Genomic DNA, 15,394 nt, shown 5'->3' with positions numbered 1-15,394 from the left:
ACACCGGCATCAGCCGACGTGGCAGGTCAGGTCAGCGGCGGCCCGGTCGTGCACGTACCGGCCGGCGTGGGTCGCGATCAGCTCGAGCACGTGCCCGACGTCCTCGACCGTGGTGGCCGGGTTGAGCAGGGTGAACTTCAGGAAGTGCCGCCCGTCCACCCGGGTGCTGGCGACCAGCGCGGCACCGGAGGCGGCCAGCGCCTCCCGGGCGTGCAGGTTGGCCGCGTCGGCCAGCTCCCGGCCCTGGCCGGTGGGCAGGTAGCGGAAGACCACCGTGCTGAGCGCCGAGCGGGTGACCACCTCGAAGCGGGGATCCTCGCTGACCAGTTCCCAGGCGTCGGCGGCCCGGTCGACCACCTCGTCGAAGAGCGCGCCGAGCGCGTCCGGGCCTATCACCCGCAGGGTCAGCCAGAGCTTCAGCGCGTCGAAGCGGCGGGTGGTCTGCAGGCTCTTGTCGACCTGGTTGGGGATCCGCTGCTCCACCATTCGCGCCGGGTTGAGGTAGTCGGCGTGGTAGGTAGCGTGCCGCAGCACCTGCCGGTCGCGGACCAGCAGCGCGCTGGAGCTGACCGGCTGGAAGAACGACTTGTGGTAGTCGACGGTCACCGAGTCGGCCCGCTCGATGCCGTCGAGCAGGTGCCGGCGGGTCGGCGAGACCAGCAGCCCGCAGCCGTACGCGGCGTCCACGTGCAGCCAGACGCCGGCCACCGCGCAGATCCCGGCCAGCTCGGCGAGCGGGTCGATGGAGCCGAAGTCGGTGGTGCCGGCGGTGCCGACGACGGCCATCACCACCAGCCCGGCCTGCCGGCACCGGGCGATCTCGTCGCGGACGGCGGCGGGCCGGATCCGCCGCTGCGGGTCGGTGGACACCGCGATCACCGCGTCCGGGGCGAGGCCGAGCAGCTTGGCCGACTTCTGCACGCTGAAGTGGCCGGCCGCGGAGGTGATGACGCGCAGCCGGGGCAGCAGTTCGGCGCGGTCCGCCGGGCTGGTCGCGGCGGCGCACGCCTCCTCGCGGGCCAGCAGCAGCGCGTGCAGGTTGGACTGGCTGCCCCCGCTGGTGAACACGCCGTCGGCGTTCGGGCCGAGGCCGATCCGGTTGGCGGTCCAGTCGATCAACCGCCGCTCGATGAGGGTGGCCCCGGCGCTCTGGTCCCAGGTGTCCAGCGAGGAGTTGACCGCGGTGAGCACCGCCTCGCCGAGCAGCGCCGGGATGGCCACCGGGCAGTTGAGGTGGGCGAGGTAGCGGGGGTGGTGGAACCAGACGGCGTCGTGCAGGTAGACGTCCTCCAGCTCGTCCAGCGCGGCGCTGGCGTCGCCGAGCGGCCGGTCCAGGTCGACGCGGTCGACCAGGGGGGCCAGCTCGGCTGGGGTGATCCCGGTGCCGGGCTGGTCCACGGTGGCCACCCGGCGGGCGACCCGGTCGACGCCGGCGGCGAGTGTCCGCCGGTACTGCTCGACCGATCCGTCGTGGAGCAGCTGGGCTCGCGCGGCGGCCGGAGCGGCAGCCGGCGCCGGTGGCGGTGCGGTGGTCTTGACGGGGTACGTCGGCACAGTCACGGGATGTCCTCCACGTTCTCGACGATGGGCAGCCGGAACCCTCCCCCGGCGCGTTCGTGCGCGCCGGGGGCCGTGCTGCCTTCAGATGGGTCGCCGCTCAGGCGGTGGCGCCGACCAGCGCCTCGGCGCGCAGGTCTTCCTCGGATGCCCCGCGTCGCCAGTAGCCGGCGAAGGTCACCCGTCGGCGGTCGATGCCCCGCTCGCCGACCAGGTGTCGGCGCAGTGCCCGCACCGCGCCGGATTCACCGGCGATCCAGGCGTACGGGGTGCCGGTGGGCAGCCGGGCGCCACGGATCGCGGTGACCAGCAGGTCGCTGCCGGGTGGGGTGCTGCCCCGCACGATCCACCGGATCTCCGCGTCCGCCGCGGTGGGCAGCTCACCGATGTCGGCGGCGGCCGGCACCTCGATCCAGGCGCGGACCCGGGTGCCGGCGGGCAGCCAGGCCAGGATGCCGGCGGCGGCCGGCAGCGCGGTCTCGTCGGCGGCCAGCAGGACGACGTCGGTGTCGTCCGGCGGGCGGAAGCAGACGCTGCGGTTGTCCCGCACGGCCGGGCCGAGCAGCAGCAACCGGTCACCGGGCCCGGCCTGACCGGCCCAGCGCGAGGCGGGGCCGGTGTCGCCGTGGCTGACGAAATCGATGTCCACCTCGGCGGCGGCCGGGCGGTGCTCCCGGATGGTGTACGAGCGCATCACCGCGCGGATGTCCGGCGGAAGTGCCCGCCAGGCGCCGAACCAGTCGTCGCCCAGCTCGATCGGCACCACCGGGGCGTCCTGCCCGGGGTGCGGCAGGAACAGCGAGACGCTCTGGTCCCGGCCGCCGCCGGCGAACCCGGCCAGCTCCGCACCGCCGAGTGTGACCCGTACCAGTGAAGCCCCGACCCGGCGGGCCCGGACGACGTGCGCGGCGAAGAAGCGGTACTGGAGGGCGATAGGCTCGACGGTGCTCGTACTCATGGCGTCAGCTGACCTTCTTCGCGTTCCGGATGGCGGTGGCGAGGTTCTCCAGCAGTGGCGCGGACCCGGCGTACGAGAAGCGGGGCACCGCGTCCCACGGGGTCACCTGGTTGGTCTTGACCGCCGGCAGCTGCTGCCAGGTGGGCTTGGCGGCGAGGTCCTTGGGCTGCAGGGCGGTGCTGCGGTTGTCCAGCAGGATCAGGTCGGCCGGGAACTTGGCGGTGTTCTCCCAGCTGAGCGCCTCGAAGTAGTCGCCGGCTTCGAGCTTGGTGGGGATCACGATGTCCACGCCCAGCTCGGCGAAGTACATCAGGTCGGTGCTCACCTTGGGGTTGGAGACGTAGAACAGGTCGGGGCTGCCGGAGCAGGCCATCACCTTGATACCCGGGTTGGCCTTGACCGCCTGGCGGACCGCCTCGGAGGCGGCGTCGAAGCGGGCCTTCGCGTCGGTGACCTTCTTGGCCGACAGGTCGGCGCCGAGCGACTCGGCCAGGGCGGCGTACCGCTCGATCGGCTTGGTCATCGGCACCCGGGCGGTGGTGATCGCCACGCTGGGCGCCAGCGGCAGGATCTTGGCCTTGCTCTCGTCCGGCACGTACCAGAGGGCGTCCGGGTCGTACATGTGGGTGACCAGCAGCTCGGGGCGCAGCGCCGCGTACTTCTCCAGGCTGAACTCGCCCCACACGTTGCCCAGGATCTCCACCGACTCGACGTTCAGGTCACCGGCCTGCGGGTCGGCCGTGCCGTCGGCGCGCTTGGTCTCGCCGAACACGCCGACGATCTGCTTGTCGAGACCGAAGTCGACCAGGGCCGCCGCCACGCCGGTGAAGGCAACCACGCGGGCCGGGCGGGCCGCCGCGTCGATCTTCTGGTTGCGGTCGTCGGTGAACGACCAGGGACCACTTCCGTTGCTGGCAGCGGGCTTTGCGTCGTCGTCCTTGCCGCAGCCGGCGAGCAGGGCGGCCAGCGTGGCGGCGCCACCGGCGGCCAGCAGCCCACGGCGAGAGAGGCGACGGGCGGACAGAGCATCGGGCATGGTGTCGTCTTTCGATCAGGGGATGGCCGGGGTCGACCAGGACAGCGGGGTTAGGTTAGCCTAACCTCGGCCTTTGTCAACAGCGGTACGCCGTGTCGCCACACCCCCCGGAGCCCACACTGGACGCCACACCCTCCGTCATCCGCTCGGCACGATCCGTGCCGGTTGGGTCGGCGGCACCACCCCCCGCACCACCGCCGGCGCGGCGCGGTCGCCAGGCGGCCCGCGCCGCCGGCCTGGTCGGCGCCGTGGCGCTGCTCGGCGTGGTCCTCCTGCTCAGCATCGCCGTCGGCGCGAAGGCCATGCCGCTCGGCGACGTCTGGTCCGGGTTGCTGCACCACGACGCCGCCGAGTACGCCGTGGTGCACCGGATGCGCCTGCCGCGCACCCTGCTCGGGCTGCTCGCCGGCGCGGCGCTCGGAGTCGCCGGCGCGGTGATGCAGGCCCTCACCCGCAACCCGCTGGCCGACCCCGGGCTGCTCGGCATCAACGCCGGCGCGTCCGCCGCCGTCGCCACCGCGGCCGCCTTCCTGGGCGTCACCGCCATCGGCGGGTACGTCTGGTTCGCGCTGCTCGGCGCGGCCGTGGTCACCGCGCTGGTCTACGCCGTGGGTGGCGGACGCGGCGCCACCCCGGCCCGCCTCGCACTGGCCGGCGCGGCGCTGAACGCCACCCTCTACTCGTACGTGAGCGCGGTGATGCTGCTGGACACCGCCTCGCTGGAGCGGCTGCGGTTCTGGACGGTCGGCTCACTGGCCAGCGCGGACTCCGCGACCGTGACCCGGGTGCTGCCGTTCATCCTGGTCGGCCTGCTGGTCGCGCTCGGGGCCGCCCGCCCGCTGAACGCCCTCGCGCTCGGCGACGACGCGGCACGGGCCCTGGGTGCCCGACCCGCGCTGATCCGGGCCGCCGTGATCGTCGCGGTCACCCTGCTCTGCGGAGCGGCGACCGCCGCTTGCGGCCCGATCGTCTTCGTCGGGCTGCTGGTGCCGCACCTGGTCCGGGCCCTGACCGGCCCCGACCTGCGCTGGCTGCTGCCGTACTGCGCGGTGCTCTCCCCGGTGCTGCTGCTCGGCGCCGACGTGCTGGGCCGGGTGCTGGGCCGACCGGGTGAACTCCAGGTCGGCATGGTGACCGCCGTGCTGGGCGGCCCGCTCTTCCTCTGGCTGGTCGCGCGCGGGCGGGTGGCCCACCCGTGAGCGAGCGCAGCGAGCGGACCAGCAGGCTCAGCACCGTGGCGCGTCGCGCCACCGCGGAGCGAAGCGGAGCTGTGGCGTGACCGTCATCCGTACCCCTGGCGGGCTTTCGCTGCGGTTCCGCCCCCGCGCGCTGGCCGTTGGCGCCGGCGCCGCGCTACTCGCCGCCGGGCTGGGCCTGGTGGCCATGGGCAGCGGCGACTACCCGATGGGCCCGGCCGACGTGTTGCGTACGCTCACCGGCGGCGGCACCCCGGCGGAGCATTTCATCGTGAACGAGCTGCGGCTGCCCCGGCTGGTCACCGCACTGCTGGTCGGCGCGGCGCTGGCGCTGGCCGGCACCGTGTTCCAGTCGCTGGTGCGCAACCCGCTCGGCAGCCCGGACGTGCTCGGCTTCACCCAGGGCGCGTCGACCGGCGCGCTGGTGGTGGTCGTCCTCGGCGGCGGCAGCCTGGCGCTGGCCGGCGCGGCGGTGGCCGGCGGGCTCGCCACCGGCCTGTTGATCTACGCCCTCGCCTGGCGGCGCGGGGTGCACGGCTACCGGCTGATCCTGGTCGGCATCGGCGTCGCCGCGATTCTCACCGGCGTCAACGGCTACCTGCTGACCCGGGCGCCGCTGATGGACGCGGCCCGCGCGGTGCTCTGGCTGACCGGCAGCCTGGACGGGCGGGGCTGGGCCAACGCGGGGCCACTGCTCGTCGTCACCGCCGTTCTGGGGCCGCTGGTGCTCGTCGGCTGCGGACCGGCGCTGCGGATGATGGAGCTGGGCGACGACACTTCCAGCGCCCTCGGTGTGCCGGTACGCCAGCTACGCCTGATCCTGCTGGCCGCGGCGGTGCTCCTCGTCTCGTTCGCGGCGGCCGCCGCGGGACCGGTGTCCTTCGTGGCGCTCGTCGCGCCGCACGTGACGAAGCGGCTGACCCGGGCGCCCGGCCCGAACCTGCTGCCGTCGATGGCGGTCGGCGCGGCGCTGTTGGTCGGCGCCGACCTGCTGGCCCAGCGCGCGTTCGCCGGGCACCAGCTTCCGGTCGGTGTGGTGACCGGAGTGATCGGCGGCGGCTACCTGGTCTGGCTGCTGGCCATGGAACGCCGGGCGGGTCGGCTGTGAACACCCGCGACGCCTTCGAAGGAGCACCCATGCACCCCGGCAGTTCCCGGCTCGGCGGCACCGCGCTGACCCTCGCCTACGACCGGCGCACGATCGCCGAAGACCTGACCGTGGCGGTGCCCGACCAGTCGTTCACCGTGATCATCGGCCCGAACGCCTGCGGAAAGTCGACTCTGCTGCGGGCGCTGTCCCGGATGCTGCGCCCGACCGTCGGAACGGTCCTGCTGGACGGCCGGGACATCCACGATCTGCCCGCCCGGAAGGTGGCCCGCACCCTCGGCCTGCTGCCGCAGTCGTCGATCGCGCCCGACGGGATCAGCGTCGCCGAGCTGGTCGCCCGGGGCCGCTACCCCCATCAGGGGCTGCTGCGGCAGTGGTCGCGCGAGGACGAGCGGGTGGTCGAGGAGTCGATGGCCGCCACCGGGGTCGACGACCTCGCCGACCGGCCGGTGGACGAGCTCTCCGGCGGCCAGCGGCAGCGGGTCTGGATCGCCATGGCGCTGGCCCAGCAGACCCCGCTGCTGCTGCTCGACGAGCCGACAACGTACCTCGACATCGCCCACCAGATCGAGATCCTGGACCTCTGCGCCCGGCTGCACGAGGAGCAGGGACGCACGCTGGTCGCGGTGCTGCACGACCTCAACCACGCGGCCCGCTACGCCACCCACCTGATCGCCATGCGCGACGGGCGGGTGGTGGCCGCCGGGGAGCCGGCGTCGGTGGTCACCGCCGACCTGGTGGCCGAGGTTTTCGGGCTGCCCTGCCGGGTGATCGACGACCCCGAGACCGGCACCCCGCTGGTCATCCCCGCCGCCCGGCGCCGGGCCACCGCGCCCGCCCCGGAGCCGGCGTGACCCGCGCGCGCCGGGTGACCGGCGCGACCACCCGCCCGTACCGGATGGCGGCGGCGTGACCGCCGGACGCTTCCGCGACCGGTGGGGCGTGCCGCACCTGCGGGCCGACGACCCGCTCGCCTTGGCGACGGCGCAGGGCCGGGTGACCGCGTACGACCGGGCCTGGCAGATCGAGGTGGAGCGACACCGGGCCCAGGGCACCAGCGCCGCCTTCCTCGGCGCCGACGCGCTCGGCTGGGACCGCTTCGCCCGGCAGGTCCGGCTCGACGACACCGCCCGCCGCTGCCACGCCGCGCTCGACCCGGCCACCGCCGCCTGGGTGGCCGCGTACGTGTCCGGGGTGAACGCCGGTCTTGCCGCTGGGGCGGCCCGAGCGCCCGAGTTCGCCGCCGCCGGGCTGACTCCCGGCCGGTGGCAGCCGTGGACCCCGTTGGCGGTCTGGCTGGGCCACCACATCCTGTTCGCCGGGTTCCCCTCCAAGCTCTGGCGCGAGCACGTGGCGCACCGGCTCGGCCCGGCCGCGGTCGACCTGTTCGCCACCGACGGCCCGGCCGTCGCCGGCAGCAACGGGTGGCTGCTCGCCGCCGGGCGGACCGGCACCGGCGCCGCACTGCTCGCCGGCGACCCGCACCGGTTCATCGAGGATCCCGGCGTCTACCAGCAGATCCGGCTGGCCTGCCCGGAGTACGACGTGGTCGGGCTGGCGATGCCGGGCGTGCCGGGCATCGCCCACTTCGCGCACACCGGCGCGGTGGCCTGGGCCATCACCAGCGCCATGGCCGACTACCAGGACCTGTACGCCGAGCAGCTACGCCGGCACGGCGACGAGGTGCGGGCGCTCGGCCCGGACGGTTGGCGACCCGCGCACGTCCACGTCGAGATGATCGAGGTGGCCGGGGCGGACCCGGTCGAGGTCGAGGTGGTGGAGACCGATCGGGGGCCGGTGATCGCCGGCGGGCCGGACGAGCCGACCGCGATCAGCCTTCGCTACCCGCCCCGGGTCCGCGCCGAGCTCGGCTTCGCGGCGCTGCCGGAGCTGCTGCGCGCCCGGACTGTGGGCGATGTGGACCGGGCGCTGCGGCACTGGGTGGAGCCGGTCAACGTGGTGCAGGCGGCGGACACCGCCGGCGGGCTGCTGCACCGGGTCGCCGGCGCGGTGCCGGTGCGGCATCCGGAGAACGGCCGGCGGGTGGTCCCGGCCTGGCGGGCCGAGCACGCCTGGCGCGGCTGGTACGCGCCGCTGCCCCACGCCGAGGTGGTCGACCGCGCGGTGATGGCCAACGAGCGCGGGCTGGCGGCGCCGCTCGGGGTCGAGTTCGCCCCGCCACACCGGGCGCGCCGGATCGCCGAGCTGCTCGACGCCGGTGACGGCTGGACGGCCGAGCGGCTGGCCGCCGTGCACACCGACACGTACATCGGCTCGGCCGGCCGGCTGCTGGCCGTACTGGCTGCGGTGACCGCGCTCGGCCCGACCGCCGCCGCGCTGCGGGACCGGCTGCTGCGCTGGGACCGACGGATGGCCGCCGACAGCACCGACGCCGCGGACTTCGCCACCCTGCGGGCGGCCGTGGTCCGCCGGCTGGCCACCCACCCGGCGGTGGCCGCGCTGGCCGAGCCGCCGGCGTACCCGGAGGTGTTCGCACCCTGGTTGGCGCTGACGCCGCGGGTCGGCTACGCGCTGGAGCACCTGCTGGGCACCGCCCGGCTACCCGGCCTGGACGTGGCGGCGCTGGTGGGCGCGGCGGCCGAGGAGGTCGCCGGCCCGACCGGTGCGGCGAACGGACAGACGCGCTGGGGAGACCTGCACCGGCTGGCACCGTGGCGGGCGCTGCCCGATCCGGACGCCGGGCCAGGTCCCCGGTTGGACGGCGACCACGACTGCGTGCTGGCCACCTCCAGCGTGCCCGGGGTCACCCACTGGTGCGCACGCGGGCCGGCGGCGCGCTTCGTCTGGGACCTGGCGCGGCGGGAGGACAGTCGCTGGGTGGTCCCGCTGGGCGTCTGCGGGGTGCCCGGCGACCCACACCACGACGACCAGAACGCCGCGTGGTTGGCCGGCGACCTGCTGCCGGTGACCACCGACTGGGATCAGCTCACCGAGGAGCGAGATGAGTACTGACGCGATGAGGGCCGACCAGCACCACTACCGGCAGGACGTCACCGGGTTCGGGGTGGTGACCATCCGACTGGTGCGGCCGGACGAGGACGTCGACCTGCTGCACGGCTGGGTCACCGAGGAACGGGCCCGGTTCTGGGGCATGCGCGAGGCGAGCCGCGACCGGGTGCACGAGATCTACGCGTACCTGGACTCGCTGGCCACCCACCACGCGTACCTGGTGCACCGCGACGGCGTGCCGGCGGCGCTGGTGCAGACCTACCAGCCCGAGGCCGACCCGGTCGGCGAGTGCTACGACGTGCGCCCCGGCGACGTCGGCATGCACCTGCTGATCGGGCCACCGGTGACGGTCGAGCGCGGCTTCACCGGCGCGCTGCTCGGCGCGATCCTGGACTTCGTCCTCGCCGATCCGGCCCGACTGCGGATCGTGATGGAGCCGGACGCCCGCAACGACAAGATCCTCGACCGGCTGCTGCGCACCGGGTTCCAGTCCGGCCCGCTGATCGACCTGCCGGAGAAGCGCGCGCGACTGTTCTTCCTGGACCGGGCGGCGGTCACCGGCTGACGCCGTCCTCATCGGGAAGCACGCCGGGGTGCGCGGGGCATCCCGTCCGGGGGTCAGCGGGTGGGCGCTCCGAGGGCGACCAGGTCGGCCAGGCGGTCGAGTTGGTTCGGGTCGGACAGCGCGGAGCCGACCGCCACCACCCGCACGCCGGCGGCGAGGAACGCACCGGCGTTGTCGGCGTCGAGGCCGCCGGTGGCGACGAAGCGTAGGTGCGGCAGTGGGCCGGCAACGGCCCGGAACCAGGCCGGCCCGAGGGAGATCGCGGGGAACGCCTTGAGCCAGGTGAGGCCGTGTCGCATCGCCTGCTGTGCCTCGGTCGGGGTGGCCACGCCGGGCAGGTGGGGCAGGCCGCGCGCTGCGGCGGCGTCGGCGACCGCCAGGTCCAGGCCGGGCGCGACGGTGAACGCCGCCCCGGCGTCGGCCGCCGCGGCGACCTGCTCCACGCCGAGCACGGTGCCGGCGCCGACGATCCGGCCGCGCTCAGCGCCCGCCTCGACGGCGGCGCGCAGCGCCGGCACCGCGTCGGCGGTGGCCACCGGCACCTCCACCACGTCGATGCCGAGGTCCCAGGCCCGGCCGGCGAGCCGGACGGTCTCCGCCACCGGCAGGCCGCGCAGGATCGCCATCACGCGGGCGGCGCCGAAGATGTGCTCGAAGTCCGCTGTGGTCATGGTCCACTCCATCCGAGGTCGCGGGAGATCTGTTGCGTGGTGGCCAGCAGCCGGGGCAGCAGGCGTCGCAGGTCGGCCAGGGTGGCGACCACCGTCGGCGCGGTCACCGACACGGCCGCGGTGACCGCGCCGTCGGCCTGCCGCACCGGGGCCGCCACGCAGGTGATCAGCGGCTCGAACTCGCCGTCGTCGGCGGCCCAGCCCCGGTCGGCGACGGCTGCCAGCTCCGCGCGCAGCGCCGCCGGGTCGCAGATGGTGCCCGGGGTGTACGCGCGCAGCTCGGTGCGGTCGAGCAGCCCGGTCAGCCGGGGCTCCGGGCAGAACGCCAGCACCACCTTGCCCACCCCGCTGGCGTGCAACGGCGCGGTGCGCCCGATCTGGGAGTACATCCGCACCTGGCCACGGGCCTCGATCTTGTCCACGTAGACCAGCTCGTCGTCGACCAGTTGGGCCAGGTGGATGGTGTGCCCGCAGTCGCGGCCGAGCGCCGCCAGGTGCGGGTGGGCCACCGTGCGCACGTCCAGGGAGTCCAGGGCCTGCTGGGCGAGACCGATCAGCCGCAGCCCGACAGCCCAGCCGCCGTCGCGGCGTCGGGCGAAACCACCGGTCTCCATGGTCTGCAGCAGGCGCAGCGCGGTGGACTTGTGCACTCCCAGATGGGCGGCGACGTCACCGAGCTGGGCAGGCTCACGGGCCAGCAGCTCCAGCACCCGCATCGCCCGGCCGACGCTCTGCGACACGCCTCAGACCTCCGCTCGCACGCCGGTCAGGTCCAGCGGCGACCAGGCTTCGACGGGGGCGTCGAGCAGCCGGTCGAACCAGGCCCACGGCGGCACCGGGGCGTTGTCGCCGCTGCTGCCCAGCGCCTGAGCCGCGACCAGGTGACCGAGGCGCAGCCGGCGTACCGGGTCGAGGCCGCGCAGCAGCCCGGCCACATAGCCGGCGGCGAACGCGTCCCCGGCGCCGACCGGCTCCACCACCGTCACCCGGGGAGCCGGGACGAAAACCGGATCGGCGTCACGGGGTAGGGCGGTGGCGCCTACCGCGCCGTCCTTGACCACGACCGTCTCCGGCCCGGGCAGCAGCCGGCGCACCGAGGCCGGGTCGGCGGTGCCCCACAGGGCGTCCGCCTCGTCCTGGCCGACGAAGACCAGGTCGCTGCGGTCGGCGAGGTCGCGCAGCACCGGGGCGGCCCGGTCGGCCGGCCAGAGCCGGGCCCGGTGGTTGACGTCGAAGCTGATCAGCGCGCCCGGCAGCGGCCGGTCGGTCACCGCGTGCTCGACCAGGGCTCGGCAGGAGGCGGAGAGCGCCGGGGTGATCCCGGACAGGTGCAGCACCCGGACGCCGGCCAGCCGAGGGTCGGCCAGTACCGCCCGGTCCAGCCGGGACGCGGCCGAGCCGGCCCGGTAGTAGTGCACGGCGGTCGACGCCGGGCCCGGGTCCTTGACGTACAGCCCGGTGGGAGCGGCCGGGTCGACGGTCACCAGGTCGACCCGGACACCGGCGGCGGCGACGTGCCGGACGACGGCCCGGCCGAAGGGGTCGTCGCCGACCCGGCTCACCCAGGTCGCCCGGTGTCCGAGCCGGGCCAGGTAGCCGGCCATGTTGGACTCCGCGCCGCCGACCGACACGGCGACCCGCTCGGCGTGCTCCAGTTGCTCGCCCGGCGCGGGGCAGAGCACCACCATGGTCTCCCCCACCGTGGCCACCTCGACCGGTGGGAGGCCGGCCGGGTCGGTCGCGTGGTCGGGTCGGGAGTCAGGGGTCGGCACACGTCCTCCCGGCGGGGGTTCGGGGTGCCGCCGAGCCTATGTGCGTTGCGCAGGACGAGCAACCCGTTGCGCTCTGCGCAACGGAAGTCAGGGCAGCGTCAGCCCGTACGCGGCGAGCACCTCATTGATCGGCTGGTAGTAGGTGGTGCCGCCGGAGGTGCAGTTGCCGCTGCCGCCGGACAGGATCCCGAGGATGGTGCCGGTGGCCGCCACGTAGAGCGGCCCGCCACTGTCGCCCGGCTCGGCGCAGATGTTGGTACGGATCAGGCCGTAGACCACATCGCCGCTGGCGTAGTTGACGGTCTGGTTGAGGCCGGTGACGGTGCCGCAACGCACCCCGGTGGTGGAGCCGCTGCGGCACACCGCCTGACCGACGTACGCGTTGCCGGCGCCGTAGATGGTCAGCAGGCCGGGGTAGGTGTAGACCGCGCTGGGATGGGCGATCCGGCCGGTGTAGCGGATCAGGCCGTAGTCGTTGCTGGGAAAGCTGGTGGCGGTACGGGTGCCGAGCACGGTGGTCTGCGCGCTGTCGGCGTACCAGGCACTGGCGACAGTGGTGCAGTGGCCGGCGGTGATCACGTAGTAGGTGCTGCCGCTGCGCACGTTGGCGCCGAGCGAACAGCGGCCGCCACCGCCGTAGATGCCCTGTCCGGCGGCGATCAGGGTGCACAGCGTTCCGGGCTCCCGGCGCAGCAACGCGCCGGCCCGGCCGGCCACCGTGCGCAGCGCCGCCACCTCGGCGGGCGCCACGGTGTCGTCGACGGTGATAGTCAGCCGGCCGGTGGCCGGGTCGAGGCCCCAGGCGGTGCCGGGCGTGCGTACCCCGGCCAGCGCGGCCGGGTCGGCGACGGACGCGGCGGGGGCGGCCCGGTCGGGGACGGCGGCCTGCGCCGCGCCGGGCGCGACGAGCAGGAGTGCGGTCAGGACGAGGGCGACGAGCGGGGAGCGGCGCATCCGAACCTCCGAAGAGATCGAGATATATGGATGCCGTCAAGCATCACCCGACGGCTGACGCCATGGCAACCTCGGGCCGGACGCGCGGGTGACCAGCCTGGGGGCGGGTCGGTGGGAATCGCCGATCCGGGGACGGGCCGCGCCGGTGCCGCCGATAATCCTCGGAGACGCGGCGGGAGGCCGGGCATGACCACCGGAGGCACTGCGGCGCTGGTACGCCGCCCGGACGGGTCGGCCCGGGCCACGCTGCTGGAACTCCTCTTCGACGTGGTCTTCGTGGCCGCCCTCGCCATGGTCTCGAAGCTGATCGCCGAACGCGACTCCTGGAGCGGCTCCGGGCCGGTGCTGCTGACGCTGGCGGCGATCTGGTGGACCTGGTCGGTCACCTCGACCACGACCGAGTTCTACGACCCGGATCAGCGTCCGATCCAGGCCATCCTGATGGTCGCCATGGTGGGATCGGTGGGGATGGCGGCGGCACTGCCGATGCTGTCCGCCGGGCACGCGATGGTCTTCGCGATCGCGTACGTCACCACGCACGTGGTGCGCGGCGTCGTCCTGGTCACCACGTTGCACCGACAGCGGCACCGGGCGGCCATGGAGCGGGCCTCGCGGTTCATGTTCTGGTTCTTGGTCTCCGGCGTCTTCTGGATCACCGGAGCGGTGGCCGGATCGCCGAACTGGAGGCTCTGGACCGTCGCGATAGCGATCGACCTGGTCTCTGCGGCCGTCCGGTACCCGATGCCCTGGCTGGGCCGGGTGCCCCTCGACCAGTACGAGCGGACCACCGGGCACCTGGGCGAGCGGTACCAGCAGTTCATCATCCTGGCCCTCGGCGATATCATCCTGGTGCCCATCCTGGAGGTCAGCCGGACGCATTTCGACCGCTTCCGGCTCGCGGCCCTGCTCTGCGCCTTCGCCACCATGCTGATGCTCTGGCAGATCTACGTCTTCCGAGCTGGCGAGTTGCTGAAGGCCGGTGCCGACGCGAGGCGAGCGGCCCGGCTGGCCCCGTACACCCATCTGGTGATGCTGGCCGGCGTGGTCGCCACGGCGGCCTCCTTCGACCTGGTCGCCGAGCGGCCGACCGGAACGACGCCGACGCGGTGGCTCGTGCTGATCCTCGGTGGCCCGGCGCTGTTCGTGATCGGGCGCATCCTGTTCACCTATCTGGTGACCGCCATCGTGCCGTGGCGGCGGCTGGTCTGGCTGCTGCTGCCGGTGCTGGCGCTCCCGTGGGCCGGTGGCTGGCCGCCGCTGCTGGTCACCGTGGTCGTTGCGCTCGGGCTGGCCGGCGCCGCCCTGGTCCCGGCGAGCAATGTCCCGCTGACCAGACCGGGGCTGCAGATGCGGCGACCGCAACCCTGAGCCGCCGGGGCGGCCGGATCAGTCGAGGTGCCGACCGGTCCAGTCGGCGAGGTCCCGGGCGCAGGCGTCGACCGACTCCCGCCACGTCCGGGCCGCACCCTCCCCCGCCTCGTCGCTGACCTGCTTGACCAGACGGCACGGCACGCCGGCCTGGTTGGCGGCCCAGGCGACCGCGTACCCCTCCATGTCGACCAGGTCGGCGCGCTGCGCCAACCGGTCCCGCGCGGCGTCGTCGGCCACGAACGTGTCGCCGGTGGCCAGCACCGCGCCCTCGGCGGCCAGCGGCAGCGGCGCGCCGTAGGTCTGGCCGGTGAGCGTGCGCAGCAGGGCGGTGTCCAGGTCGTGCTGGAGCACGGTGGCCACCTCGTGGATCCCGGTCCAGCCGGGGCGTAACGCGCCCGCCGTGCCCAGGTTGAGCAGCAGGGCGGGGCGCGGCCCGCCGGCCAGCACCGCCGCCACCGCGCTGGCGGCGTTCACCTTGCCCATCCCGGTGAGCAGCACCGGCAGCTCCGGCGGCAGGTACCGGGCCTCCTCCTCGACGGCGAGCACCACCAGCGGACGATCGGCGCGGACCGTACCCCGAAGAATCACCGGAGCATCGTACGGGCCGCCCCGGCGGGATACTCGGCCGGTTCGGCGGGCTCGGCGCGAGCGCCGGTCAGCCCCCGGCGGTGACCGCGGTGGCGGTGACCGTGCCGTCGGTCGCCGGGCCACCCTGCACGGTGACGCTCTGTCCGGCCTTGAGGCCGCTCAGCTTGCTGGCCTTGGTGGTGCGGACCTCGGTGTCGTCGGTGGTGCGCACGGTGATCACGGTGCCGTCGGCGGTCTCCAGGTAGAGCGTTCCGCCGTCGACCAGCTTCACCTTCCCGTTGGTGGTCGCCGGCGCGGTCGCGCCACCGGTCTCACCCGTGCCGCTCGGCCCGGCGCCGCTCTGGCCACGCCCGCCGGCGCCCGGGAAGGCGGTGGGAACACCACCCGGGAAGCCGGCCCGCCCCGACCCGGTGGTGCTCGACGGCTCACCCCAGCGTTGCTGCACGTGAACCCCGCCCAGGAAACCGGCCAGCACCAGCACGAGCGCGCCGAGCGCCGGGGTTGCCCGGTTCCACCAGCGGCGCGGCGCCGCTGCGGCGAGCGCGGCGGTCAGGTCGCGATCCGGGGCCCCCGCCGAGGCCACCGGGTGGTCGTCCACCCGGTCGAAGATGACGGTGTCGCTGCTGTCCATGTCGGTTCCTCGCATGT

General features: G+C 74.5%; 15 protein-coding genes. 6 read left to right on the top strand and 9 right to left on the bottom strand.

Annotation, left to right across the window (positions count from 1 at the left end; all coding sequences use genetic code 11):
• Window positions 1-9 precede the first annotated feature (9 nt).
• From ABZV00_RS17185 to ABZV00_RS17175, 3 genes are all read right to left on the bottom strand, one after another.
• The gene (locus tag ABZV00_RS17185; protein ID WP_355607239.1) at window positions 10-1,554 is read right to left on the bottom strand and encodes an aspartate aminotransferase family protein; all 1,545 of its coding nucleotides are present in this window, start codon (window positions 1,552-1,554) and stop codon (window positions 10-12) included.
• A 103-nt stretch (window positions 1,555-1,657) separates the two neighbouring features.
• Window positions 1,658-2,515, bottom strand: a complete 858-nt coding sequence (locus tag ABZV00_RS17180) for a siderophore-interacting protein (protein ID WP_355607002.1) — start codon at window positions 2,513-2,515, stop codon at window positions 1,658-1,660.
• A 4-nt stretch (window positions 2,516-2,519) separates the two neighbouring features.
• Window positions 2,520-3,551 (bottom strand): ABC transporter substrate-binding protein, encoded by a 1,032-nt coding sequence (locus ABZV00_RS17175; protein ID WP_355607000.1) that lies wholly within the window; start codon window positions 3,549-3,551, stop codon window positions 2,520-2,522.
• A 158-nt stretch (window positions 3,552-3,709) separates the two neighbouring features.
• Between ABZV00_RS17175 and ABZV00_RS17170 the strand changes: the two genes are divergently transcribed.
• The 5 genes from ABZV00_RS17170 (at window position 3,710) to ABZV00_RS17150 (ending at window position 9,390) form a co-directional block, all read left to right on the top strand.
• Window positions 3,710-4,750 carry an iron chelate uptake ABC transporter family permease subunit gene (locus tag ABZV00_RS17170; RefSeq protein ID WP_355606997.1) on the top strand — a complete coding sequence of 347 codons (1,041 nt, stop codon included), beginning with the start codon at window positions 3,710-3,712 and terminating at the stop codon, window positions 4,748-4,750.
• A 76-nt stretch (window positions 4,751-4,826) separates the two neighbouring features.
• Window positions 4,827-5,855: an iron chelate uptake ABC transporter family permease subunit gene (locus tag ABZV00_RS17165; protein WP_355606994.1), complete on the top strand. Its 1,029-nt coding sequence runs from the start codon at window positions 4,827-4,829 to the stop codon at window positions 5,853-5,855.
• A 29-nt stretch (window positions 5,856-5,884) separates the two neighbouring features.
• Window positions 5,885-6,709, top strand: a complete 825-nt coding sequence (locus tag ABZV00_RS17160) for an ABC transporter ATP-binding protein (RefSeq protein ID WP_328416091.1) — start codon at window positions 5,885-5,887, stop codon at window positions 6,707-6,709.
• 55 nt (window positions 6,710-6,764) lie between these two features.
• A complete protein-coding gene (locus ABZV00_RS17155) occupies window positions 6,765-8,828 on the top strand; it encodes a penicillin acylase family protein (protein WP_355606990.1) in 2,064 nt (687 codons plus the stop codon).
• A complete protein-coding gene (locus tag ABZV00_RS17150; RefSeq protein WP_355606988.1) occupies window positions 8,818-9,390 on the top strand; it encodes a GNAT family N-acetyltransferase in 573 nt (190 codons plus the stop codon). Before ABZV00_RS17155 ends, ABZV00_RS17150 begins: the two co-directional genes overlap by 11 nt.
• A 53-nt stretch (window positions 9,391-9,443) precedes the next feature.
• Here ABZV00_RS17150 and ABZV00_RS17145 read toward each other — a convergent pair whose 3' ends face one another.
• The 4 genes from ABZV00_RS17145 to ABZV00_RS17130 form a co-directional block, all read right to left on the bottom strand.
• Entirely contained in the window at window positions 9,444-10,061 is a 618-nt protein-coding gene (locus ABZV00_RS17145; RefSeq protein ID WP_355606985.1) for a bifunctional 4-hydroxy-2-oxoglutarate aldolase/2-dehydro-3-deoxy-phosphogluconate aldolase, read from the bottom strand.
• Window positions 10,058-10,801 (bottom strand): IclR family transcriptional regulator, encoded by a 744-nt coding sequence (locus ABZV00_RS17140; protein WP_355606982.1) that lies wholly within the window; start codon window positions 10,799-10,801, stop codon window positions 10,058-10,060. The genes ABZV00_RS17145 and ABZV00_RS17140 overlap by 4 nt, the downstream gene beginning before the upstream one ends.
• Before the next feature lie 3 nt (window positions 10,802-10,804).
• Entirely contained in the window at window positions 10,805-11,833 is a 1,029-nt protein-coding gene (locus tag ABZV00_RS17135) for a sugar kinase (protein WP_355606979.1), read from the bottom strand.
• Between the two features lie 87 nt (window positions 11,834-11,920).
• Window positions 11,921-12,787: a S1 family peptidase gene (locus tag ABZV00_RS17130; RefSeq protein ID WP_355606976.1), complete on the bottom strand. Its 867-nt coding sequence runs from the start codon at window positions 12,785-12,787 to the stop codon at window positions 11,921-11,923.
• A 186-nt stretch (window positions 12,788-12,973) separates the two neighbouring features.
• Here ABZV00_RS17130 and ABZV00_RS17125 point away from each other — a divergent pair, with 186 nt between their 5' ends.
• Complete coding sequence (locus tag ABZV00_RS17125) at window positions 12,974-14,155, top strand: low temperature requirement protein A (protein WP_355606974.1); 1,182 nt, start codon at window positions 12,974-12,976, stop codon at window positions 14,153-14,155.
• A gap of 18 nt (window positions 14,156-14,173) precedes the next feature.
• Here the strand turns inward: ABZV00_RS17125 and ABZV00_RS17120 are convergent, their stop codons facing one another.
• Window positions 14,174-14,746 (bottom strand): nucleosidase, encoded by a 573-nt coding sequence (locus ABZV00_RS17120; RefSeq protein ID WP_355606971.1) that lies wholly within the window; start codon window positions 14,744-14,746, stop codon window positions 14,174-14,176.
• A gap of 67 nt (window positions 14,747-14,813) precedes the next feature.
• Window positions 14,814-15,377 carry a hypothetical protein gene (locus tag ABZV00_RS17115; RefSeq protein WP_355606968.1) on the bottom strand — a complete coding sequence of 188 codons (564 nt, stop codon included), beginning with the start codon at window positions 15,375-15,377 and terminating at the stop codon, window positions 14,814-14,816.
• Between the last annotated feature and the right edge of the window lie 17 nt (window positions 15,378-15,394).

It is taken from the genome of Micromonospora sp. NPDC005173, assembly GCF_040608515.1.
Lineage (GTDB): Bacteria > Actinomycetota > Actinomycetes > Mycobacteriales > Micromonosporaceae > Micromonospora.
The sequence above is the reverse complement of the archived record's forward strand: the minus strand, read 5'-3'. Positions and strand labels throughout refer to the sequence as shown.